Below are 21,094 nucleotides of genomic sequence, written 5' to 3'. Positions count from 1 at the left end.
ACCCCGGCCGGCACCCCGACGCCGAAATCCCGGCGACAGCCCCCAGGGGCGGTCTGTTACGGTCGACCGGCCGGCCGCGGGTCTCCGGTGCGACTTCCGGAACGTGCCTGTAAAGCGATGATTCGCAGTTCGCGCCCCCACACCCCGGCCGGCACCCAGACCGCCGACCGGAGGAAGCCGCATGGAGGGCTACGCCGACCTGATCGCCGCCGAGGACGTCCTGCTCTTCGTCAACGCCGCGATCACCGCCACCGGCCAGCGCGAGTTCCACTCCTCCGCGGCCGAGCAGCAGCTCTCGCTGGGCTTCCTGCACGATTACGTGCTCGGCAACTACCGCGAGCCGTACGCCGCCGCCCTCGCGCTCGACATCAACCACCACAACGCCGCGCTGATCGTCCGCCGACTGCTGGAGACCGCCGCCGACGCCACTCCCGAACAGCGCCGCACCGAGGGCCGGCTGATCGCCCGCCGACTGCAGCTGCTGCCCCCGCAGCGGGTCTACCGCCTGTTCGGCGAGCTGCGCCGGGCCGGGGTGAACAACCGCCGCACCCGCGCCATCCTGCGCGACTGGCTGGCCGCCCGGCCCGACCCGGTGCTGGACGCCGTCAAGTACCGCGGCGGCCTCAAGGGCGTCCTGCGCCACGCCCACCTGGCACCGGCCGCACCGGAGTTGGGCGAGTTCCTGTTCGGCGCGGGCCCGCGCGGCCGCTACGGGACCCCGCTGCTCGACAGCTGGCAGCGCGCCCACTACACGAAGGCCGCCATCTACGAGCTGCCGTACACCGTCGCCGAGGGCTTCGCCCGCAGCCACCGCGTCCCGCGCGCCGACTTCCTGGAGCGGATCGCCCCCCGGCTCACCCGCCTGGAGCGCCTCCGCCTGCAGGAGAACGCCCGCGAGCACCGCGCCGAAGCCGTCCGCACCGACCGGACCGACCTCGGCCGGATGCCGCTCACCCGGCTCGCCCTCTACGCCCTCTCCCTGCCGCCCGCGCAGCGCATCGAGCGCCGCGGCGAGCTCACCGAAGCCCTGCGCACCGCCGCCCGCCGCACCGCCGGCCCGGAGGCCGGCCGCTGGGGCAAGGTCGCCGCCGTCCTCGACGACAGCTACTCGGCGTCCGGCTCCGGCACCAAGCGCCGCCGGCCGCTGGCCGTCGCCCTGGCCTGCCACTTCCTGCTCGAAGCCCTCGCCGAGCGGTACACCCCGCTGTGGACCTCCGGCCGCACCGACGCCCTGCTCGCCCGTCCCCACGGCGCCACCCCGCTCGGGCACCGCATCATCGACGCCCTCGACACCGCCCCCGACAGGCTGGTGATCGTCTCCGACGGCTGGGACAACGCCCCGCCCGGCCTCGCCGCCGAAGTCCTGCGCATCTGGCGCACCCGCCTCGACCCCGACCGCCGCACCTCCGTCGTCCACCTCAACCCGGTGTACGACGCCGACGGCTTCGACGTCCGCCGCCTCGCGCCGACCGTGCCCACCGCCGGCCTGCGCGACGCCGAGGACCTGCCCGCCCTGGTCGAGTTCGCCCGCTTCGCGGACGGCCGCAGCGACCTCGCCGAGCTCACCGCCCACCTCGCCGCCCGCACCGACCGCTTCCTCACCGCCCCTTCGTCCGAGGCCGCCCCTCCCTCCGAGGTCACCCCGTGAAGACCGTCAGCCACCGACTCGACCTCACCGGCCTGACCACCGGCCCCGCCCAGGTCTGGGGCGGCGTCCGCCTGGTCCCGCTGCTGCGCGCCGAACCCGTGACCGACCTGCGCCTGCACCAGCAGCTGTACGAGGACGGGGACGGCTGGGTCGAGAGCAGCCGCACCACCACCTACACCTCGTACATCCCGCACGGCTTCGTCGCCCACTGGACCGGCGACGGCGGCCCCGCCGCCGCGTACGGCACCCAGCTCGGCGCCGAGGTCCCCGAGCGGATGCGGCTGCCCCGGCACCGGCTCGCCAAGCGCACCGGCTCCGACCGGGCGCGCTTCCTCCCGCTCCACCTCTCCCTGGAGGGCTACCTCTCCCTCCACTTCGGCGGCCCCACCGTCGCCTGGGAGCACTGGTCCGCCCAGGCCCTGCGCCGCGGCCTCTCCCCGCGCGAGGAGGAGGCGTACGCGGGCGCCTCGATCCGCGGACTCGCCGACGCCCTCCGGGTGTTCGAGATCCACCCCGGACAGTGCGGCGTCCTGCTGTACACCGCCGACGCGCTCGCCGCCGCCTTCGCCGTCCCGCACCCCGACGACTACCGGGCCCTGCACCAGAGCGTGCTGCTCGACCTCTACGGCGAACTCGTCCACCACTACGCCCTGCTGTCCGCGCCGGTCGCCGACTTCCGTGCGGACCTGCCGGCCTCGGGCGTGCACACGCTCGCCGACCTGCGCGCCGCCGCCGCCCGGGCCGAGGCCGACTGGGCGGACTTCCACGACACCACGATGGCCCGCGACCTGCTCGAACCCGAGTACCGGCTGCGGACCGTCCGCCGGATGGGCCGCTTCACCCTTGGCCGCTTCCTGCCGGACTTCCGCCCGAAGCAGGAGAACCACATCGGCGAGACCATCACCGACGCCGACGGCCGGGTCCTCTACCTGAAGACCTTCCGCCTCTCCGAGGCCCAGGTGCGCCGCGGCCACCTGCTCGACCGGCTCGCCGCCCACGACTGGCACCTCCCCACCGCCGCCGAAGCCCTCGGCCTCACCGAGGCCGACCTCGGTCTGCGCCTGGAGAACGCCGGCTTCGGCCACCTCCTGCGCCAGGACATCCTGGACCGCTACCGCAGCGCCAGGTCCCGCCGGATCTGATCCGCCGGCGACACCATCGCCGCGAGCCGCTTGCGGAACGGCCACCTGCTGAGCTCCCACCCGCCCTCGGCGCCGGCCGCCATCAGCAGGTACAGCACCGCCTGGCCCACCCACCCGTCACTCAGCCCGACGTGCAGCAGCACCAACCACACCACCGCCGCGACGGCCACCCCGACCACCCCGCCGAGCACCCCCACCGCACCGAACACCGCACGCACTCCGCACCCCCTCGCTCGCTCTGTTCCCACGTTCCCCGGGCGCCGGAGTTCCCGCGGTCGAAGGCCGTGCCGAGGGCCGTCTGCAGGGCGGCGGTGCCGGGGCACAGGCCGGGGCCGCCCCCGGAAGGGGCGGCCCCGGCGTTCTGTCGGTGCGTCAGGGGCGGGGCTGCTGCTGGGTGATGCAGTGAATCCCGCCGCCGTTGGCGAAGATCCCGGTGGCGTCGACCAGTTCGACGGTGCGGCCCGGGTAGGCCTTCTCCAGGACGGCCTTGGCCTCCTCGTCGCGCGGGTCGTCGAAGGCGCAGAGGATCACCGCGCCGTTGGCGACGTAGTGGTTGATGTAGGAGTAGTCGACCGGCTCGCCGTCCTCGTCGAAGAGGACGGTGGGGGCGGCGAGTTCGATGACCTCCAGCTGTCGGCCGGCGGCGTCGGTGGAGGCGCGGAGCAGGTCGACGATCTCCCGGCACACCTCGTGGTCGGGGTGCGCGGGGTCGGGCTGGACGTGGGCGAGGACCGCGCCGGGGCGGACGAAGGAGGCGACGATGTCGATGTGGCCGCGGGTGCCGAACTCGTCGTAGTCGCGGGTGAGTCCGCGCGGGACCCAGATCACCTTCGTGGTGCCGAGGAAGGCGTTGAGCTCGGCCTCGACCTGCTCGCGGGTCCAGTCGGAGTTGCGGCCCTCGCCGAGCTGCACGGTGTCGGTGACCAGGACGGTGCCCTCGCCGTCGACGTGGATGCCGCCGCCCTCGTTGATCAGCTTCGAGGCGAAGCGCTGCACGCCGGTCAGCCCGGTGATGTGCTCGGCGATGTGCTGGTCCTTGTCCCAGCGGGCCCAGGACTGGGCGCCCCAGCCGTTGAAGATCCAGTCGGTGGCGGCCAGCCCGCCCTTGCCGTCGATCAGGAAGCTCGGGCCGATGTCGCGCATCCAGGCGTCGTCCAGCGGCCGTTCGACGATCTCCACCTCGGGGGAGACGTAGCCGCGGGCGACCTCGGTCTCACCGGTGTTGACGACCAGGGTGACCGGCTCGTAGCGGACGATGGTGTCGGCCACCGCGGCCCAGGCCTTGCGGCCGGCGTCCAGGTGCTCCGGGCTGTCGAAGGTGGGGTTCTCGGTGGGGAACGCCATCCAGGTGCGCTCGTGGGGGTGCCATTCGGCGGGCATCCGGAAGCCGGCGGCGGCGGGGGTGGTGGTCATGAGGGTCACAGGTCCTATGCGGGGGGCGGGAGTTCAGAGGAAGTAGAGGCGGCTGAGCGAGACGCTGTCGGCCGGTTCGGACTTCAGCGGCGAGCCGTCGAGCGAGACCAGGCCGGTCTCGGAGACCTCGACGTGGCCGACCCGGGCGTTGCGCACCATCGAGCGCGGCCCGATGCCGCGGGTGCCTCGCACGCCCACCCGGCGCCTGCGGGTGGGGAGTCGGTCGGCGGCGACGTCCAGGTAGGAGGCCTCGGCGGCGGCCTGGGAGACGAAGGCGACCGAGATGTCGGCGGCGGTGGCCCCGTGCGCGCCGAACTGCGGTCCGAGGACCAGCGGTTCGCACCGGTCGGTGGAGGCGTTGGGGTCGCCGGTGACGCCGTACGCCGGGAAGCCGGCCTTGAGCACCAGCTGCGGCTTGGCACCGAAGTGGTCGGGCCGCCACAGCACGATGTCGGCGAGCTTGCCGACCTCGATGGAGCCGATCTCGTGGGCCAGGCCGTGGGCGATGGCGGGGTTGATGGTGAGCTTGGCGATGTAGCGCAGCACGCGCTCGTTGTCGTCGCCGCTCTCCGCCGTCCCGTACGAGCCGGTGCCGTCGAGCGGGCCGAGTTCGGCCTTCATCTTGCCGGCCATGGCGAAGGTGCGGCGGACGGTCTCGCCGGCCCGGCCCATGCCCTGGGCGTCGGAGGAGGTGATGCCGATGACCCCGAGGTCGTGCAGCACGTCCTCGGCGCCCATGGTGCCGGCCCGGATCCGGTCGCGGGCCATCGCCGCGTCGCCGGGCAGGTCGGTCTTGAGGTCGTGGGCGGAGACGATCATGTCGAAGTGCTCGCCGAGCGCGTCCCGGCCGAAGGGCAGCGTCGGGTTGGTGGAGGAGCCGATGACGTTCTCCACGCCGGCCATCTTCAGCACGTTCGGCACGTGGCCGCCGCCGCAGCCCTCGATGTGGAAGGCGTGGATGGTCCGCCCCTCCAGCACCGCGAGGGTGTCCTCCACCGACAGGCACTCGTTGAGGCCGTCGGTGTGCAGGGCGACCTGGACGTCGTACTCCTCGGCGACCCGCAGCGCGGTGTCCAGGGCGCGGGTGTGCGCGCCCATGTCCTCGTGGACCTTGAAGCCGGACGCGCCGCCCTCGGCGAGCGCCTCCACCAGCGGCGCCGGGTCCGAGGACGAGCCGCGGCCGAGGAAGCCGATGTTGACCGGCCAGGCGTCGAAGGCGTTGAACGCGTGTCGCAGCGCCCAGGGCGAGTTGACGCCGACGCCCCAGACCGGGCCGAACTCCTGGCCGATGATCGTGGTGACGCCGGAGGCCAGCGAGGCCTCCATGATCCGCGGCGAGAGCAGGTGGACGTGGGTGTCGACGGCGCCGGCGGTGGCGATCATGCCCTCGCCGGAGACGATCGTGGTGCCGGTGCCGACGACCACGTCGACGCCGTCCATGGTGTCCGGGTTGCCGGCCCGGCCGATCGAGGCGATCCGGCCGTCGATCAGGCCGATGGAGGTCTTGCGGATGCCCTGGACCGCGTCGATCACCACGACGTTGGAGATCACCACGTCGCAGGTGTCGCGGACGGCGGCGGCCTTGAGGTGGAGGCCGTCGCGGGCGGTCTTGCCGAAGCCGGCCAGGAACTCGTCGCCGGGGGCCTGCGAGTCGGACTCGATCCGGATGATCAGGCCGCTGTCGCCGAGCCGGACCCGGTCGCCGGCCCGCGGGCCGTGGACGGAGATGTAGTCGTGCGGGGAGATGCTGGTCACGACTCCACCTCCGGGTCGTCGAAGTCGGTCAGGTAGCCGGTGGCGCGGGCCTTGGCGAGCGCCGCCTCCTTGGCGCCGGGCGCGTCCAGCGGGCCGTCGACCAGGCCGGCGAAGCCGATCGCGACCCGCTCGCCGCCGATCGGGACCAGGCCGACCTCGACCGTCTGCCCGGGGTCGAAGCGCACCGAGGAGCCGGCCGGCACCGCGAGGCGGGTGCCGTACGCGGCCGCCCGGTCGAAGGCCAGGCGCGGGTTGGCCTCGAAGAAGTGGAAGTGCGAGGTCACCGAGATCGGCACGGTCGAGGTGTTGTGGACCGGCAGGAGCACCGACTCCTCCACCGGGTCGTAGCCGGTGCCGGTGCCGGGCAGGGCGACGCCGGGGGCGTTCTCGCCGAGCGAGCCGGCGCCGCGGAACGGGTCGTTGACCACGGCGAGCCGGGTGCCGTCGTCGAACACCGCCTCGACCTGGACCACCGTGACCACGTCGGCCACGCCGGGCAGCACGTCGTCGGCGCCGAGCACGGTCCGGCCGGCCTCGATCGCCTCGGCGAGGCGGCGGCCGTCACGGGCCGCCTCGCAGACGGCGTCCGCGATCAGGGCGGTCGCCTCGGGCACGTTGAGCTTCACGCCGCGGGCGCGGCGCGCGCGGGCCAGCTCGGCCGCTGTGAAGATCAGCAGCCGGTCCCGTTCGGTCGGGGTGAGTCGCACGGTTCCTCGCTTTAGAACGGCGTTCAAACATCCGGGGCCCATTGAACCCGGGGAGGGCCGCCGTGTCCAGCGTTGCTCTCGGCGGGGCGGCCCGCACCCGCGCGGCGTATATCAGGGACCTGATATACATAAGGCACCTTGCATTCATCCCGGAGGGGGAGACCCGTGCGTGCCATCCGCTACACCCGTACCGGCGGACCGGAAGTCCTGGAGACCGCCGAGATCCCCGCGCCCGAACCCGGGCCGGGCGAGGTCGCGATCGACGTCACCCACGCCGGCGTGCACTTCGCCGACGTGATGTTCCGGCGCGGCCAGTTCCCGCTGCCGCTGCCCGCCGTCCCCGGGCTGCAGGTGGCCGGCACCGTCGCCGCCCTCGGCGAGGGCGTCACCGGCCTGCGCAGGGGCCAGGCGGTGGCCGCCGTCCCGATGGGCTTCGGCGGCCACGCCGAGCGGGTGGTCGCCGCCGAGGCCTGCGTCGTCCCGCTGGAGGGCGGGCTGGCCGGCCTCGCCCCGGAGCTGGCCGCCGCCACCGCCGTCAACGCGGCCACCGCCGTCGGCACCCTGCGCGGCGCCGCCCGGATCGCCCCCGGCGACCGGGTGCTGGTGCTCGGCGCGTCCGGCGCGCTCGGCCTGCTGCTCGGCCGGCTCGCCCGCGCGTACGGCGCCGAGCTGGTGGCCGGCGCCGCGAGCACCGCCGAACGGGCCGCCCGGGCCGCCGCCGACGGGTACCACCACGGCCTGACCTACGCCGAACTCGCCGACCGCACGCCCGGGCTGACGGACGGCCGGGGCTTCGACGTGGTGGTCGACTCGGTGGGCGGCGAGCCGCGCGAACAGGTCCGCGGCCTGCTCGCCGTGCTCGGCCGGCACGTGGTGATCGGCAACGCGGCCGACCGCGACCTCGCCCTGGAGGCCAACCAGGTCTGGTACGACAGCTTCACCCTGGCCGGCTACAACATGGGCGGCGTGTACGGGCGGCGCCCGGACCTGTTCCGCGCCCAGCTGGAGGAGGGCCTGCGGCTGGTCGCCGACGGCACCCTCGCGGTCGGGGTCCGGGAGATCGGCTGGGACGAGGTCGCCGCCGCGCACGCCGCGCTGGAGCGCCGGGCCGGGGTCGGCGCCTACGTCCTGAAGGTCGGCTGAGCCCGGGGTGCCGCTACTGTCCTGTCCATGAGTACGGATCCTGCCGCCCTGCTGGCCGGTGCTGCCGGCAGCGGGCTGCGGCTCGGGCTGGCGCTGAAGCTGGCCGAGCAGGCGATGATGGCGGCCAAGGCGGAGGCGCTCCGGGAGCTGGAGCTGACGGTGCCGCAGTACGCGGTGCTGCTCCAGCTCTCGGAGAAGCCCGGCATGTCCGGCGCCCAGCTGGCCCGGGGCGCGGCGGTCACCCCGCAGACCATGGCGGGCGTGCTGGCCAACCTGGAGGCGAAGGGCCTGATCGTCCGGGAGCCGTCCGAGCTGCACGGCAAGGTCCTGGTCACCCGCCTGAGCGAGCCGGGCCGCGCCCGTCTGGCCGAGGCGGACGCCCGCGCGGTCGCCGTGGAGTCCGCGCTCTGGTCGGCCTTCGACGACACCGAGCGCGAGCGGTTCCGCGCCTTCCTGCACCGCGCCGCCGCCGCGCTGAGCGGCCCGGACGCGCCTTAGGGCGCCGCCGGCGCCTGGGCGATGACCTGCTCGGCCAGGGCGCGGGCGGCGGCGGCCGGGTCGGTGGCGGGGCGGGTGGCGCCGGCGGCGAGGGCGCCGTCGATGAGCAGCAGCAGCTGGTCGCCGCCCGGGCCGGGCCGGGGGTGGCCGAGCCGGGCGAGCTCGGCGGCGAGCAGGGCGGAGACGTGCTCGCGGTAGGCGCGGGTGACGGCGTGCCCGGGGTGGTCGGGGTCGGCGAGGGAGAGGTCGGCGGCGAGGTAGCGGCAGCCGCGGAAGTCGCCCTGGGCGATGACCTCGCCGATCCGGTCGAAGACGGCCAGCAGTCTGGCGCGCGGGTCGTCGCCGGCGGCGTCCATGGTCTGCCGGTAGCGGGCCTCGTCCTCGGCGGCGCTGAGCCGAAGCACTTCGGTGATCAGGCCGTCCTTGCCGCCGAAGTGCTCGTACAGCGAGCGGCGGGCGACGTCGGCGCCCTTGAGCAGCGCGTCCACGCCGATGCCCGTGCCGTGCCGGTAGGTCAACTCCTGGGCGGCGTCGAGGAGGCGCTGGCGGGGGCCGGGTTCGGTGCGGGTGCTCATGGGTGCCAGGGTGCCAGGGGTTGACCGGTAGATCAACCGGTCTATATGGTCGTGTCGACGCACTGGTAGACCGACTGTTCTATCTATCGAGGAGTTCCGATGCTGCCTCGCACCACCGCGGACGTGATCGGCCGCTTCAACCTGGCCTTCGTCCGGCACGACCCCGACCTGCTCGACGACCTGGTCGCCGAGGACTGCGTGATGGAGTCCGTCGGCCCCGCCCCCGACGGCAGCCGGACCACCGGCCGCGCCGAGTGCCTGGCCTTCTGGCGGACGCTCGCCGCCGACCGCACCACCCGCTTCGAACCCGGCGAGGTCGTGCTGATGGGGGAGCGGGCCACCATCCGCTGGCGCTACCACTTCGGCGACCGGGAGCACGTCAGCGGCGTCAACCTGATGCGGATCGCCGAGGGCCGGATCGTCGAGGCCCTCGGCTTCACCAAGACCGGCGGACTCCCGCTCGCCACGGACGCCGCGTGAACGCCGTCCCCGCGCGGATGCGCAGCTACCACGTGGACAGCGGCGCCGGCATCGACGGCCTCACCCTGCGCGAGCACCCCGTCCCGGTGCCCGGGCCGGGACAGGTGCTGGTCGCCGTCCGCGCGGTCTCGCCCAGCTACCGCGACCTGCTGGTCCTCGGCGGCAGGTACGTGCTGCCGGTCCGCCCGGACGTCGTGCCGGTCGCGGAGGGCGCGGGCGAGGTCGTCGCGCTGGGGCCAGGCGTCGGAACCGTCCGGCTCGGCGACCGGGTGATGGCGACGCTCTTCCCCAGCTGGCAGGACGGCCCGTTCGGCCCGCAGCACCTGCCCCAGCTCGGCGGCACGCTCGACGGGTTGCTCACCGAGTACGCCCTGCTCGACGAGCACGGGCTGGTCCCCGTCCCCGCCCACCTCTCCTGCGCGGAGGCGGCCACCCTGCCCTGCGTCGCGGTCACCGCGTGGAACGCGCTGACCGGCGACGGCGGGCTGCGCCCCGGGCAGACCGTGGTCACCCAGGGCTCGGGCGGCGTGTCGCTGTTCGCGCTGCAGCTCGCGCGGGCGCTCGGCGCCCGGGTGGTCGCCACCACCGGGGGGCCGGCCAAGGCCGCGCGGCTGACCGCGCTCGGCGCGGACCTGGTGGTCGACCGCCGGGCCGAACCGGACTGGTCCGCCGCCGTCCGCGCGGCCACCGGCGGCACGGGCGCGGACCGGGTGGTCGACGTGGTCGGCCGGCTCGACGAATCGGTCCGGGCCGTCACCCTCGGCGGGCACGTCGCGATGGTCGGCTTCCTCTCGGAGACCGCCCCGCCGATCGACGCCCGGGGGCTCTTCGCCTCCGGCGCGGTGCTGCGGCCGGTCGCGGTCGGCAGCCGGGCCCAGTTCCGCGAGCTCTGCCAGGTCGTCGAGGAACACCGGATCCGGCCGGTGATCGACCGGGTCTTCCCCTTCGAGCGGGCGGCGGACGCCTTCCGGCACCACGCCTCCGGCGCCGCCTTCGGAAAGGTGGTGATCGAACTCGTCCCGGACTGACGGCCCCTGACGTCACGTCCGGATCCGCCGCCGCGTCCGCCCCGCCAAACCTGTCGAACGGATCATTCGCACCCCTCCGAGCCCCGCTTCACCCCAGGTGGCCGGGGATGCACTGTTGCAAAGCGCTCGGAGTGGGCATGAGGATGGTCAGCAAGCGGCCGTCGGCAGTGGGGGACTGGAGGGCGGCCGTCCACAGAAGGGCGGGGGCGTACGTGATGGATGGTCAGGCAAGGTTCCCGCGGCAGCGGTCGGCCTCGCAGTCGGACGCGATCGGGCCGGTGCGGCCGGTGGCCGGCCCGCCCCCGGTGCACGAGCCGGGGTGCGCGCTGCACCACCGGCTGCACGCCTCGGTGGACGCCGCGGACCTGGTCGCGGTCGGTGCCATCCGGCGCCGGCTGCGCGCGGCACTGGACCGCTGGGGCGTCCCGCAGCTCGCCGACACCGCCGAGCTGCTCGCCTCCGAGCTGGTCACCAACGCACTGGTGCACACCGGCCACGGCGCGGTGTTCGACGCGGTGCTCACCCCGGAGCAGAAGCTGCGGATCGAGGTGCAGGACGGCACCACCCGGTTGCCGGGCCGCCGGCAGCCCGGCGAGTCCGCCACCTCGGGGCGCGGCCTGCTGCTGGTCGAGGCGCTCGCCGACGACTGGGGCGTGCAGCTGCGCGGCGACGGAAAGGTCACCTGGTTCGAGCTCGCCGCGGCGTGAGCGGCGGTCCGGCAGCGGCGGTGCGGCGCAGGACGCGGCGTGAGCTGCGGCGCGGGGACGGCGCGCGACGCGCAAGAGCGCCTCGGCCAATATCGTGTGCGATCTTCGCCACTCGGCGCACCGGGATTGCCGCCTTGCCGAACATACGAGAGGCTAGTGAGAATGTGTGCCGGTAGGCACACCCGATCGAGCGCGGTCCTCCACCCGGACCGCCCGGCACGGCAGCGGCAGGAGAAGCATGGCGACAGAGCCCGAAGCGCCTGGGCCCGCCCGCCGCACCCCGCCGGCCCAGGTCTCCAGGAGCATCGCCGCAGCGAACCCGCTGCGCACCGCCCCGGGCCTGGCCGCCGGCCGGATCGTGCCCGCGGTCACCCGGGGCCTGCCCACCCGCAGCGGAGAGTCCACCCCCGACTGGCTCGAGCCGGCGATGGCCGCCAACGGCATCGGCTCCTTCGACTGGGACATCCGCCGCGACGTCCTGGAGGGCGACCAGCGCGCCTGCGCCATCCTCGGCCTGGACGGCTCCGCCTTCGACCGCACCTCCGGCTCCTTCCTGTCGATGCTGCACCCCGAGGACGCCCCCGTGGTGCGCCGCCGGGTCGAGCGCGCCGTCGCCGAGCTCGGCCAGTGCGGCGCCTACTACCGCACGGTCTTCCCCAACGGGGAGCTGCACGCGGTCCGCTTCCGCGGCCGGGTGCTCGCCGACGCCTTCGGCCGCGCCTCCCGGATGGTCGGCTTCGTCTGGGACGCCACCGTCGAGCTGCACAAGCGCGAGCGGGCCGGCGAGCTGGCCGCGCTGCGCGAGGACCGCTCCCGCTTCATCAAGGAGGCCGCCCGCGCGCTCTCCGAGGCGGTCACCGTCCGCGACGTGGCCCGGGTCTTCACCGAGCTCCCGCTGCCCGGCCTGCCGCCGGACGGGCTGGCCCTCGCCTCCCTGGAGGCCGGCCGGATCGCCCTGCTCGGCGCCAGCGGCTACGACGACGGGCTGCGCGAGAGGTTCGACCGGGCCCCGCTGCACCCCAACCACCCGGCCGCCGAGGCGATCCGCGGCCGCGCGCCGGTGTTCGTCTCCAGCCTCGACGAGTACCGGGCCCGCTACCCGGAGGCGGCGCCGTTCGCCAACGACAGCGGCCGCTCCGCCTGGGCCTTCCTGCCGCTGGTCGCCAGCGGCCGGCCGATCGGCGTCTGCGTGATCTCCTTCGACGACGACCGCGAGCTGGACGCCGACGAGCGCACCCTGCTGTCGACCCTGGGCGGCCTGGTCGCCCAGTCGCTGGCCCGCGCCCGGCTGCACGACGCCGAGCACGAGCTGGCGGCCGGCCTGCAGCGGGTGATGCTGCCGCGCACCGTCCCGGCCGTGCCCGGGGTCACCACCGCCGTCCGCTACCTGGCGGCCGGCTCCGGCCTGCAGATCGGCGGCGACTGGTACGACGTCGTCCCGCTGCCCGGCGGCCACGTCGGCCTGGTGATCGGCGACGTCCAGGGCCACGACGTGCACGCCGCCGGCATCATGGGCCAGCTGCGGATCGCGCTGCGCGCGTACGCCGCCGAGGGCCACCCGCCGGCCGCCGTGATGGCCCGCGCCTCCCGCTTCCTCGCCGACCTCGACACCGACCACTTCGCCACCTGCACCTACGCCGAGGTCAACGTCGACTACGGCGTGGTGTACGCGGTCCGGGCCGGCCACCTCGACCCGGTGGTGCGCCGCGGCGACGGCACCGCGCACTCCGTCCCGGTGGCCGGCGGCCTGCCGCTCGGCGTCGCCCCCGACGAGGAGTACCGGGTCACCCGCTTCTCGCTGGACCCGGGCGAGACCGTGGTGCTCTGCACCGACGGCCTGGTCGAGGCCCGCGACATGGACCTGGACACCGGGTACGAGCGGCTCTGCGACGCGGTCGCCGGGTACCTGCCCGCCGTCGGCGAGTCCCCCCGCGAACCGCTGGAGGAGCTGGCCGACCGGATCACCGCCAGGGCCGCCGACTCCAGCGAGCGCGAGGACGACATAGCGCTGCTGCTGCTCCGCTGGGACGGGCCCGCCGGCGGCCTGGCCGCCCAGCAGCTGCGCCGCCGGATCGGCCAGGCCGACCTGGCCCGGATCTCCGAGCTGCGCGGCGAGCTGCGCGACGCGCTGCGCCGCTGGGGCGTCCCCGAGATGATCGACACCGCCGAGCTGCTCGCCTCCGAGCTGGTCACCAACGCCATCCGGCACACCGACCGGGACGCGATGTTCACCGCCCGGCTGTACCAGGACGGCGGGCGCCCGCGCCTGCGGGTCGAGGTCGAGGACGAGTCGGACCTGTGGCCCACCCGGCGCACGCCGGGCGAGCAGGCCTCCTCCGGTCGCGGCCTGATGCTGGTCGAGGCGCTCGCCGACGGGTGGGGCGTCGAGCCCCGCGGCACCGGCAAGCGCATGTGGTTCGAACTCAGCTGAGTCCGGCTCTCAGCCGAACTGCTGCTCCAGGTCCTTCAGCTTCTGCTCCAGGGAGTCCAGCCGGGGCAGCGTGATGGTGTCCTCCTCCGGAGTCAGGTCGACGCTGCGGCGGGCCGGCAGCCCGGTCGGGGCGACGGCCGGCCCGCCGCCGACGGGCCCGGTCGGATCGGCTATGGCGGGCTCCGAACCGGTCGCCACCGGCTGCGGGGCCTCCAGCTGGCGGGCCGCCGAGCGGTGCCGCCACCCGCCGGGCTGGCGGCCGATCGCCCGGATCTCGGCCCGCTCCCGGCGGCTGGCCATCCGCCGCCGCTCGCGGTTCTCGGCGGCGGTCCGCTTGTCGTCGCGGACCTCCTCCACCGCCTCGTCCAGCGTGCGCACGCCCTCCAGCAGCATCAGCGACCAGGCCGCGTACGTCTCCAGCGGGGCGCGCAGCCAGCGGACGATCCGGATCTGCGGCAGCGGGCGCGGCACCAGCCCCTGCTCGCGCAGCGCGGCCCGGCGGGTCTGCTTGAGCGCCCGGTCGAACAGCACGGCCGCGGAGAGCGACATCCCGGCGAAGAACTGCGGGGCGCCGGCGTGGCCCAGGCCGCGCGGGGCGTGCACCCAGTTGAACCAGGCGGAGGCGCCGGCGAACAGCCACACCAGCAGGCGGGAGCCGAGCGCCGCGTCGCCGTGGCTGGCCTCGCGGACCGCGAGCACCGAGCAGAACATCGCGGCGCCGTCGAGGCCGAACGGGACCAGGTACTCCCAGCCGCCGGAGAGATTCAGGTTCTGCACGCCGAAACCGACCAGGCCGTGGAAGGAGAGCGCGGCCGCGACCGCGGCGCAGCAGAACAGCAGAATGTACGACGCGGCGCCGTAGAGGGATTCCTTGCGCCGGCGGCGTTCCTCGGAGCGTTCCCAGGAATCCGGCCCGCCGGCGGCGGCGACCTGGGCCCGGGTGCGGGCGACGGCGACCACGACGGCGGCGGTCATCAGGACGGCCAGCCCCAGTCCGGCCCAGCCCAGCGGTATGTCCGACAGTCTCATAACCTGAACCAGCCTCGCTTTCCACCCGGTGGCGGCCGCCTCCCTGACAGCGCCCACCATCATCTCGGAGAATTCCCGCGGCGATGACCGGTTCGGGACCAATACGTCATTCGGGGGGAATTCCCGAACTCGTGGTCGAGGATCGATGAAATGTCGGTGCTATTTCTCGCGGGGGCAGCTCAGACAGGCTTCCTCGGGGCGGACGGTGTAGTAGAGGCAGCAGCTCACCCGGTCCCGCAGCCACCGGCCGTCCGCCCGCCGGAAACCCGCCGCGCCGACGAACGGCCGGTGGCCGGGGCCGGCCGGCAGCAGGGCGTCGAGCTCGGCCGTCGCCCGGTCCTCCTCGCCGAGCAGGCCGCCCACGTACCAGAGGCCCTCGACGACGTCGTCCGTGGTCATGGCCCACAGGGTGTGCGGCCCGCGCCGGACCCGGGGGCGGAAGGCGGCCAGCACCGGCGTGAGGTGCTCGGCGACCGCGGCCAGCAGCTCGGCCCGCAGCGCCGCCTCGTCAGGCACCACCCGGGCGCCCGGCGCCGCGGCCGCCGGATCGTCCGGCAGGCAGGCGAACTCCACCGGCTGGGCGGTGAGTTCACCGGTCGAGCGGTTGACCGACACCCGCTCGACGGGCAGCCGGGGCACCCGGCGCTCCAGGAACCACGGCACGGTGAAGGCCAGCGCCAGCGGCCAGGTGTACCGGTGCAGGCAGAACCCGGCGGTGACGTCGGGGCGGGCGGCCCGGCCGTACAGCTCCAGGCCGAGCTCGGCGTCGAAGGCGATCATCGCGTCCAGCGCGGCGCCGCCGCCGGCCAGGTCGGCGGCGGCCGTCCAGCCCCCGCCGGACCGCGGCGGCGCACCGTGGATCCGCAGGCCCGGAAGGGCCGCGGACAGCCGGGCCCAGCTACCGGCCAGGGGTGCGGCCCGGCCGGGGGCGGCGGGGCGCGGCTCGACGCTGCTCGCGGTCATGCGGGGCCCCCTGGAAAAGGCCGACCGGAGCTCGGCGGAGCCCGGACGGCATGCGGTGAGGACCCGCCCGGGGGCTCCCCGGACAGGTTAGGCTCACCTTAGCTGATGCCGTCCCGCACGTCCTGCACGATGCGGCCGTCCGGGGGACCGGCGGGCGCGGGCACGATGCCCAGGCGGCCCACCAGCCACACCGGCACGCCCCCGAGCGCCTGCACCAGCCGGGCCGCCTCGGCGCGCAGCCGGGTCGCCTCGGGTGGCTCGCACACCTCGGCGAGCGAGGCGAGCGCCGGGGCGACGCCCACCGTGAAGCCCAGGTCCTCGCGCAGCCGCAGCGAGGCCCGGAAACCCTCCCGGGCCCGTTCCAGGTCGCCCGCGCGCTGGGCGAGCGCGGCCAGGTGGCGCCAGGTCGAGGAGCGCAGCAGCCGGTCCCCGCGCTGCTCCGCCGCGTCGTGCGCCCGCCGGTACGCGGACTGCGCCGCGTCCGGGTCGTGCAGCAGGTTCTCGGCGACCAGGCCGCGCCGGAAGTCCAGCAGCGGCCGGCCCGGCGCGTCCGGCGGCAGCAGCGCGGAGGTCCGCCCGAGCGCGGCCTGCGCCTCGTCGAGGCGGTCCCGGCGGCCCATCACGCTCGCCGTGTACGCCAGGAACCCGCGGGCGCAGGAGGCGGCCGCCCGGTGCTCGGCACCGGCCACCCCGGCCTCGGCCTGCCGCAGCGCGTCCTCCGCCCGCTCCCAGTGCTCGGCGGTGAACAGGCACTGCTCGATGAGGAGTTCGGCCCGCAGCAGCGCTGCGGAGGGATCCCGGCCGGCCTGCGGCCGCAGCAGATCCGCGGCCTCCTGCCAACACCCGCGCGATCTCAGCCGCCACACGACGTCCGCCATGCCCCCCGGGGCCGTACCGTGCACCGACAACGCCACCTCCTTGTGTGCGCCATCCAGTAAACGGAGTGCTGTGTGGCGGCAATTCAACACGGGGGCGAGCTTGTGCACCAGATCACGAACGCGACAGATTCCGGAACCGGGAGCTCCGTCCGGGACCGGTCAGGACGTCCAGCCGGTCGCCATCAGGGCCTCCGCCGCGCCGTTGGCGGGCTGCGGGATCCCCGCCTCGTCCAGCGTGAACAGGGCCACCAGCAGCTGTTCTCCGCGCACCACGGCCTGCCGCGAGAAGCCGGCCAGGGCGAACATCGCCGCCGCGACCTGCTCGCTGTGCAGCGTCTCCAGCCAGAGGCACTCGACCTCCCGGACGTCCGTCGGCTCCTCCCAGGTGTCCACCCGGGCCACCATCCGACCACCCAACAGGGTGACGGAACCGCCGTCCTGACCCTCCGTCACCTCCAGGTCGTCGAAGCCCAGCCACTGCAGGTAGCGCGCCGCGGTCAGCACCGCGTCCTGTGCGCCGCGCACCGGCTGCGGGCGGAACGGCGGCCGCAGCACCCGGGCCGGGCCGGAGGCGCCGGGCAGCGGGTCCGCGGAGGCCGAGGGCACGATCGCGGTGGTGTGCGGGCGCACGCCCGCCCGGCCCGGGTACGGCGTGCCGGCCGGCCCGGTGCCCGCCGGCCGCGGGGCCCGGTCGACCGGGAGCCGCACCGTGGCGCCGCAGTTGCAGGTGAACTCCGGCTGCGGCCACTGGTCGCTGCGGCCGCAGTGCGGGCAGCGCATCGACAGCCAGGAGTCCTCCCAGGAGCGGAACCGCACCTGCACCGGCACGCCGCCGCGCAGCAGCGGCACCCGCAGCTGCGCGCCGCACGGGCACGGCAGGCTCGGCGGCTCGTAGAGGTGCTCGATGCGGCAGGCGGGGCAGCGGATCGGTCCCGGGGCGGGGGATGCGCGGTACTCGTCGGTCATGGATGACACCGTCCGTTCCGGGTCTGCTGGGCAGGTCCGGCTCCCATCCTCGCTGATCGGAGGCGTGCTGGGCGCGGAATGAGGTATTCCTCAGGGAGAGTTCAGGGACGCTTCGGGTCGGTGGCCGTCCAGCGGGCGAGGTCCGCCGGGGTGTCGAGATCGTCCGGGTCGGCGACGTCCCCGCACTCGACCAGGACCAGCTCGCCGGGGTGGGCGGCGAGCAGCGCACGGGCGCCCGCGTCGCCGCTCGCCCCGGCGGCCGCTTCGGCGAGGAAGCGCCGGCCGATCAGCACCGGGTGGCCGCGCCGGCCGCCGTACGCCGCGGCCGCGAGCCCGGCGCCGGCCCGGTGCGCGGCCAGCAGCCGGGCGGCGGCGGCCGGGGTGACGCCCGGGGTGTCGACCAGCAGGACGAGCACGGCCGGCGCGTCCGCCGGGAGGGCGGCCAGCCCGGCCCGCAGCGAGGAGCCCATGCCGGTCGCCCAGTCCGGATTGTCGACGAGTCGACAGTCGCCGGTGTCCACCCGCTCGCGGACCTCCTCGGCGGCGGCGCCGAGAACGGCGAGCAGCGGGGCGCAGCCGGCGTCCCGGGCGACCGCGAGGGCGTGCTCCAGCAGCGGCCGGCCGCGGTACGGCAGCAGCGCCTTCGGCCGCCCGCCGAGGCGCCGTCCGCCGCCCGCCGCCAGGACCAGCGCGGGGATGCGGTCTTCCATGGCGCCAGTCTCCCGGTCGGTCCGCTCCGTCACAGTTGGATGATCACACAACGAGAAGGCGCGGGTCGGGCGGCCACCCCGGCCGTTCGCCCGCTTCACCTTCCGGCGCCGGGCGCCTGTACTGGGCGGATGGCACGCAGGACAGAGCACGCGCACGACGGCATCGAGCCGCTGGCCGACCGGTTCGGCCGGATCCACACCGACCTGAGGGTCTCCCTCACCGACCGGTGCAACCTCCGCTGCACGTACTGCATGCCGGCCGAGGGCCTGGACTGGCTGCCCCGGGCCGAGGTCCTCACCGACGACGAGATCGTCCGGCTGATCACCGTCGCCGTCCGGCGGCTCGGCATCCGCACCGTCCGGCTGACCGGCGGCGAACCGCTGCTGCGGCGCGGCCTGCCGGGGCTGGTCGCCCGGATCGCCGAGCTCGGACCCGAGCTGTCGCTGACCACCAACGGCATCGGACTGGCCCGGACGGCGGGCGAGCTGAAGGCCGCCGGGCTGCGCCGGGTCAACGTCAGCCTGGACACCCTGCGGCCCGAACGGTACGCCGGGATCACCCGGCGGGACCGGATCGCCGACGTCCTCGCCGGCCTGGCGGCGGCCCGGGACGCCGGGCTGGACCCGGTGAAGATCAACGCGGTGCCGGTGCGCGGCGTGAACGACGACGAGCTCCTCGACCTGGTGGAGTTCGCCGGCGCGCACGGGTACCGGATGCGCTTCATCGAGTCGATGCCGCTGGACGCGCAGGGCGCCTGGGACCGGCAGCGGATGGTCACCGCCGACGAGATGCTGGAGGTCCTCGGCGCCCGGTGGGAGCTGGTGCCCGTCGGGCGGCACGGCAACGCGCCGGCCGAGGAGTGGCGCCTGGCCGGGACGGACACCGTGGTCGGGGTGATCGCCTCGGTGACCCGGCCGTTCTGCGGCGGCTGCGACCGCGTCCGGCTGACCGCCGACGGGCAGCTGCGCAACTGCCTGTTCGCGACCGAGGAGTCCGACCTGCGGGCGCTGCTGCGCGGCGGCGCGGACGACGCGCGGCTCGAGGCGGCCTGGCGCAACACCATCGCCCGCAAGGGCCCGGGCCACGACATCTCCTCGGCGGACTTCGTGCAGCCGGCCCGCCCGATGTCGGCCATCGGCGGCTGACCGGCCGTTCCTTCGTGCCGGACTTGACCCGGTGTGGGCGGACTGGTCTCCTGGTGCGCCGTCAGTCCTCACCACTTCCGGGGGAGCCCCGTGCGCGCGCGCCGTACCGCCGTCCTGTCCGTCCTGCTGCCGGTGCTCGCGCTGGCGGGCTGCACCTCCGGCGGGAAGACCTCCCACGAGTCCGTCCCGCCCGGCCAGGCGCAGGGCGCCAACCCGCTGCAGAACCCCGACGGCACCGGGCCCGGCCTCGCCCCGATCACCTCCGCGGCCGACCGCGCGGCCGGGATCGCGCTGATCGCCAAGGTGAAGACCGCCGCCCCCGGCCCGAAGACCGGGTACGACCGCGACCAGTTCGGCCCCGCCTGGACGGACAACGTGGACGGCGTCCCGCTCGGCCACAACGACTGCGGCACCCGCGACGACGTCCTGGCCCGGGACGGGCGGGCCGTGGAGCACAAGGACGGCTCGGCGTGCGTGGTCACCGGGATGACCATCTGGGACCCGTACACCGGCAAGAACGTCCAGTGGACGAAGGCGCAGGCGTCGAAGATCCAGATCGACCACGTGATGCCGCTCTCCTACGACTGGCAGCAGGGCGCCGCCCAGTGGGACAAGGCGAAGCGGGTCCAGATCGCCAACGACCCGCTCAACCTGATCCCCGCCGACGGCTCGCAGAACGCGTCCAAGGGCGACTCCGGCCCGGCCTCCTGGCTCCCCGCCAACCAGGCGGTCCGCTGCTCGTACGCGGTGCGCTGGGCGCAGGTCTCGCTCAAGTACCAGCTGCCGGTGACCCCGGCGGACAAGCAGGCGATGCTCCAGCAGTGCGGCGGCTGACCGCCCGGTTCAGCCGACCCTGACCACGTACTTGCCCTCGCCGCGCCCCGCGGCGAGCAGGTCGTGGACGGCGGGGACGGCGTCCAGGCCGGGCAGTTCCACCACCGGGACGGCCAGGCCGTGCCCGGCGACCAGGTCGAACGCGCGGCGCTGGGCGCGGGCGACCCGCGCGGGGTCGGCGGCGAGCAGGACGCGGTGGCTGAAGCCGGTGACGGTGAGGTTGGCGCCGAGCAGCCGGCCCGCGGGGGGCAGCGGGTCGAGGGTGCCGCCGCCCGCGTTGCCGAACAGCACCACCCGGCCGCCGGTCACCGCGAGGTCCAGGTCCAGGCCGAGCGCCTCGGTGCCGAGCGGGTCGAGGACCAGGTCGACGCCGCGCCCGCCGGTCGCCGCGCGGACCTGCTCGGCGAGTTCGGGCCCGCGGGCGAAGGCGTGGTGGTAGCCGAGGCCGCGCGCGGCGGCCGCCTTCTCCGGCCGGCCGACGGTGCCGATCAGGGTGCCGCCGCCGAGCAGCGGGACCAGCCGGGCGATCGCGCCGCCGATCCCGCCGCCCGCCGAGTGCACCAGCACGGTGTCACCGGGCTCGAACCGGCCCGCGTCGGTGAGCAGCAGCAGCGCGGTCGCCAGGCCGAGCGGGACGGCGGCGGCCGTCGCGGTGTCCACGCCGTCGGGCAGCGCCACGGTCGCCGCGGCGCTCGCCAGCGCCACCTCGGCGAAGCCGCCGCCGGTGGTGGCGGCCGCCACCCGGTCGCCGACCGCGAACCCGCTCACTCCTTCGCCGAGCTCCCGGACGGTGCCCGCGACCTCCTTGCCCGCCCGGTACGGCCACGCCGGCACGTAGGCCGCGTCACCGCGCCGGGACATCACGTCGACGAAGTTCACCCCGGCGTGGGCGACGTCGATCGCCAGCTCGCCGGGGCCGGGCCGCGGCACCTCGACGTCCTGGACCAGGCTGTGCTCGGCCCCGCCGGGCCGGGTCATCTCGAGAGCGCGCATGTCCGTCTCCCCTCACGGAAGCTACGATGTTCTACGAACATCGAAATT

The 21,094-nt window shown here is 75.2% G+C and carries 21 protein-coding genes; 10 read left to right on the top strand and 11 right to left on the bottom strand.

Annotated elements, in window-relative coordinates; all coding sequences use genetic code 11:
* The first annotated feature begins 181 nt into the window (after positions 1 to 181).
* Complete coding sequence (locus ABEB06_RS09855) at positions 182 to 1,648, top strand: hypothetical protein (RefSeq protein WP_345696436.1); 1,467 nt, start codon at positions 182 to 184, stop codon at positions 1,646 to 1,648.
* Positions 1,645 to 2,790: an ARPP-2 domain-containing protein gene (locus tag ABEB06_RS09850; RefSeq protein WP_345696435.1), complete on the top strand. Its 1,146-nt coding sequence runs from the start codon at positions 1,645 to 1,647 to the stop codon at positions 2,788 to 2,790. The genes ABEB06_RS09855 and ABEB06_RS09850 overlap by 4 nt, the downstream gene beginning before the upstream one ends.
* Here ABEB06_RS09850 and ABEB06_RS09845 read toward each other — a convergent pair.
* The 4 genes from ABEB06_RS09845 to ABEB06_RS09830 all read right to left on the bottom strand — a co-directional run bounded on the left by ABEB06_RS09845 (position 2,760) and on the right by ABEB06_RS09830 (position 6,665).
* Positions 2,760 to 3,008: a hypothetical protein gene (locus ABEB06_RS09845; protein WP_345696434.1), complete on the bottom strand. Its 249-nt coding sequence runs from the start codon at positions 3,006 to 3,008 to the stop codon at positions 2,760 to 2,762. The genes ABEB06_RS09850 and ABEB06_RS09845 overlap by 31 nt on opposite strands.
* 154 nt (positions 3,009 to 3,162) lie before the next feature.
* Positions 3,163 to 4,203 carry an agmatine deiminase family protein gene (locus tag ABEB06_RS09840; RefSeq protein ID WP_345696433.1) on the bottom strand — a complete coding sequence of 347 codons (1,041 nt, stop codon included), beginning with the start codon at positions 4,201 to 4,203 and terminating at the stop codon, positions 3,163 to 3,165.
* Between the two features lie 33 nt (positions 4,204 to 4,236).
* Entirely contained in the window at positions 4,237 to 5,958 is a 1,722-nt protein-coding gene (locus ABEB06_RS09835; protein WP_425559600.1) for an urease subunit alpha, read from the bottom strand.
* Positions 5,955 to 6,665 (bottom strand): urease subunit gamma, encoded by a 711-nt coding sequence (locus ABEB06_RS09830; RefSeq protein WP_345696432.1) that lies wholly within the window; start codon positions 6,663 to 6,665, stop codon positions 5,955 to 5,957. Before ABEB06_RS09830 ends, ABEB06_RS09835 begins: the two co-directional genes overlap by 4 nt.
* 165 nt (positions 6,666 to 6,830) lie before the next feature.
* Here ABEB06_RS09830 and ABEB06_RS09825 point away from each other — a divergent pair, with 165 nt between their 5' ends.
* A complete protein-coding gene (locus ABEB06_RS09825) occupies positions 6,831 to 7,808 on the top strand; it encodes a quinone oxidoreductase family protein (RefSeq protein ID WP_345696431.1) in 978 nt (325 codons plus the stop codon).
* A gap of 27 nt (positions 7,809 to 7,835) precedes the next feature.
* Complete coding sequence (locus tag ABEB06_RS09820) at positions 7,836 to 8,306, top strand: MarR family winged helix-turn-helix transcriptional regulator (RefSeq protein ID WP_345696430.1); 471 nt, start codon at positions 7,836 to 7,838, stop codon at positions 8,304 to 8,306.
* Here ABEB06_RS09820 and ABEB06_RS09815 read toward each other — a convergent pair.
* The gene (locus tag ABEB06_RS09815) at positions 8,303 to 8,881 is read right to left on the bottom strand and encodes a TetR/AcrR family transcriptional regulator (RefSeq protein ID WP_345696429.1); all 579 of its coding nucleotides are present in this window, start codon (positions 8,879 to 8,881) and stop codon (positions 8,303 to 8,305) included. The two genes, ABEB06_RS09820 and ABEB06_RS09815, sit on opposite strands and share 4 nt — an antisense overlap.
* Positions 8,882 to 8,980: 99 nt before the next feature.
* Between ABEB06_RS09815 and ABEB06_RS09810 the strand changes: the two genes are divergently transcribed.
* From ABEB06_RS09810 to ABEB06_RS09795, 4 genes are all read left to right on the top strand, one after another.
* Entirely contained in the window at positions 8,981 to 9,361 is a 381-nt protein-coding gene (locus ABEB06_RS09810) for a nuclear transport factor 2 family protein (RefSeq protein ID WP_345696428.1), read from the top strand.
* Positions 9,358 to 10,389, top strand: coding sequence for a zinc-dependent alcohol dehydrogenase family protein (locus ABEB06_RS09805; protein ID WP_345696427.1), 1,032 nt, complete (start codon positions 9,358 to 9,360; stop codon positions 10,387 to 10,389). Before ABEB06_RS09810 ends, ABEB06_RS09805 begins: the two co-directional genes overlap by 4 nt.
* A 215-nt stretch (positions 10,390 to 10,604) precedes the next feature.
* Positions 10,605 to 11,096 (top strand): ATP-binding protein, encoded by a 492-nt coding sequence (locus tag ABEB06_RS09800; RefSeq protein ID WP_345696426.1) that lies wholly within the window; start codon positions 10,605 to 10,607, stop codon positions 11,094 to 11,096.
* A gap of 238 nt (positions 11,097 to 11,334) precedes the next feature.
* Entirely contained in the window at positions 11,335 to 13,527 is a 2,193-nt protein-coding gene (locus tag ABEB06_RS09795; protein WP_345696425.1) for a SpoIIE family protein phosphatase, read from the top strand.
* 9 nt (positions 13,528 to 13,536) lie between these two features.
* Here the strand turns inward: ABEB06_RS09795 and ABEB06_RS09790 are convergent, their stop codons facing one another.
* The 5 genes from ABEB06_RS09790 to ABEB06_RS09770 form a co-directional block, all read right to left on the bottom strand.
* Positions 13,537 to 14,556, bottom strand: a complete 1,020-nt coding sequence (locus ABEB06_RS09790; RefSeq protein ID WP_345696424.1) for a DUF2637 domain-containing protein — start codon at positions 14,554 to 14,556, stop codon at positions 13,537 to 13,539.
* 159 nt (positions 14,557 to 14,715) lie between these two features.
* Complete coding sequence (locus ABEB06_RS09785; RefSeq protein ID WP_345696423.1) at positions 14,716 to 15,519, bottom strand: (2Fe-2S)-binding protein; 804 nt, start codon at positions 15,517 to 15,519, stop codon at positions 14,716 to 14,718.
* 98 nt (positions 15,520 to 15,617) lie between these two features.
* On the bottom strand, positions 15,618 to 16,397 hold the full coding sequence (locus ABEB06_RS09780; protein WP_345696422.1) for a hypothetical protein: 780 nt from the start codon (positions 16,395 to 16,397) through the stop codon (positions 15,618 to 15,620).
* Between the two features lie 159 nt (positions 16,398 to 16,556).
* Positions 16,557 to 17,363, bottom strand: a complete 807-nt coding sequence (locus tag ABEB06_RS09775) for a hypothetical protein (RefSeq protein ID WP_345696421.1) — start codon at positions 17,361 to 17,363, stop codon at positions 16,557 to 16,559.
* 101 nt (positions 17,364 to 17,464) lie between these two features.
* Positions 17,465 to 18,073: a nucleotidyltransferase family protein gene (locus tag ABEB06_RS09770; protein WP_345696420.1), complete on the bottom strand. Its 609-nt coding sequence runs from the start codon at positions 18,071 to 18,073 to the stop codon at positions 17,465 to 17,467.
* Between the two features lie 129 nt (positions 18,074 to 18,202).
* Between ABEB06_RS09770 and moaA the strand changes: the two genes are divergently transcribed.
* Positions 18,203 to 19,219 (top strand): GTP 3',8-cyclase MoaA, encoded by a 1,017-nt coding sequence (gene moaA / locus ABEB06_RS09765; protein ID WP_345696419.1) that lies wholly within the window; start codon positions 18,203 to 18,205, stop codon positions 19,217 to 19,219.
* Between the two features lie 90 nt (positions 19,220 to 19,309).
* Complete coding sequence (locus ABEB06_RS09760) at positions 19,310 to 20,053, top strand: HNH endonuclease family protein (protein WP_345696418.1); 744 nt, start codon at positions 19,310 to 19,312, stop codon at positions 20,051 to 20,053.
* Between the two features lie 9 nt (positions 20,054 to 20,062).
* Here the strand turns inward: ABEB06_RS09760 and ABEB06_RS09755 are convergent, their stop codons facing one another.
* Positions 20,063 to 21,046, bottom strand: coding sequence for a quinone oxidoreductase family protein (locus tag ABEB06_RS09755; RefSeq protein ID WP_345696417.1), 984 nt, complete (start codon positions 21,044 to 21,046; stop codon positions 20,063 to 20,065).
* Positions 21,047 to 21,094 lie beyond the last annotated feature (48 nt).

It is taken from the genome of Kitasatospora terrestris, from assembly GCF_039542905.1.
Lineage (GTDB): Bacteria > Actinomycetota > Actinomycetes > Streptomycetales > Streptomycetaceae > Kitasatospora > Kitasatospora terrestris.
The sequence above is the reverse complement of the archived record's forward strand: the minus strand, read 5'-3'. Positions and strand labels throughout refer to the sequence as shown.

Excerpts from the sequence above, each read along its gene's own strand:
- ABEB06_RS09855 (WP_345696436.1), top strand. The coding sequence starts at position 182 with ATGGAGGGCTACGCCGACCTGATCGCCGCCGAGGACGTCCTGCTCTTC.
- ABEB06_RS09840 (WP_345696433.1), bottom strand. The coding sequence starts at position 4,203 with ATGACCACCACCCCCGCCGCCGCCGGCTTCCGGATGCCCGCCGAATGG.
- ABEB06_RS09820 (WP_345696430.1), top strand. The coding sequence starts at position 7,836 with ATGAGTACGGATCCTGCCGCCCTGCTGGCCGGTGCTGCCGGCAGCGGG.
- ABEB06_RS09815 (WP_345696429.1), bottom strand. The coding sequence starts at position 8,881 with ATGAGCACCCGCACCGAACCCGGCCCCCGCCAGCGCCTCCTCGACGCC.
- ABEB06_RS09810 (WP_345696428.1), top strand. The coding sequence starts at position 8,981 with ATGCTGCCTCGCACCACCGCGGACGTGATCGGCCGCTTCAACCTGGCC.
- ABEB06_RS09800 (WP_345696426.1), top strand. The coding sequence starts at position 10,605 with ATGGATGGTCAGGCAAGGTTCCCGCGGCAGCGGTCGGCCTCGCAGTCG.
- ABEB06_RS09795 (WP_345696425.1), top strand. The coding sequence starts at position 11,335 with ATGGCGACAGAGCCCGAAGCGCCTGGGCCCGCCCGCCGCACCCCGCCG.
- ABEB06_RS09790 (WP_345696424.1), bottom strand. The coding sequence starts at position 14,556 with ATGAGACTGTCGGACATACCGCTGGGCTGGGCCGGACTGGGGCTGGCC.
- ABEB06_RS09785 (WP_345696423.1), bottom strand. The coding sequence starts at position 15,519 with ATGACCGCGAGCAGCGTCGAGCCGCGCCCCGCCGCCCCCGGCCGGGCC.
- ABEB06_RS09780 (WP_345696422.1), bottom strand. The coding sequence starts at position 16,397 with ATGGCGGACGTCGTGTGGCGGCTGAGATCGCGCGGGTGTTGGCAGGAG.
- ABEB06_RS09775 (WP_345696421.1), bottom strand. The coding sequence starts at position 17,363 with ATGACCGACGAGTACCGCGCATCCCCCGCCCCGGGACCGATCCGCTGC.
- ABEB06_RS09770 (WP_345696420.1), bottom strand. The coding sequence starts at position 18,073 with ATGGAAGACCGCATCCCCGCGCTGGTCCTGGCGGCGGGCGGCGGACGG.
- moaA (WP_345696419.1), top strand. The coding sequence starts at position 18,203 with ATGGCACGCAGGACAGAGCACGCGCACGACGGCATCGAGCCGCTGGCC.
- ABEB06_RS09755 (WP_345696417.1), bottom strand. The coding sequence starts at position 21,046 with ATGCGCGCTCTCGAGATGACCCGGCCCGGCGGGGCCGAGCACAGCCTG.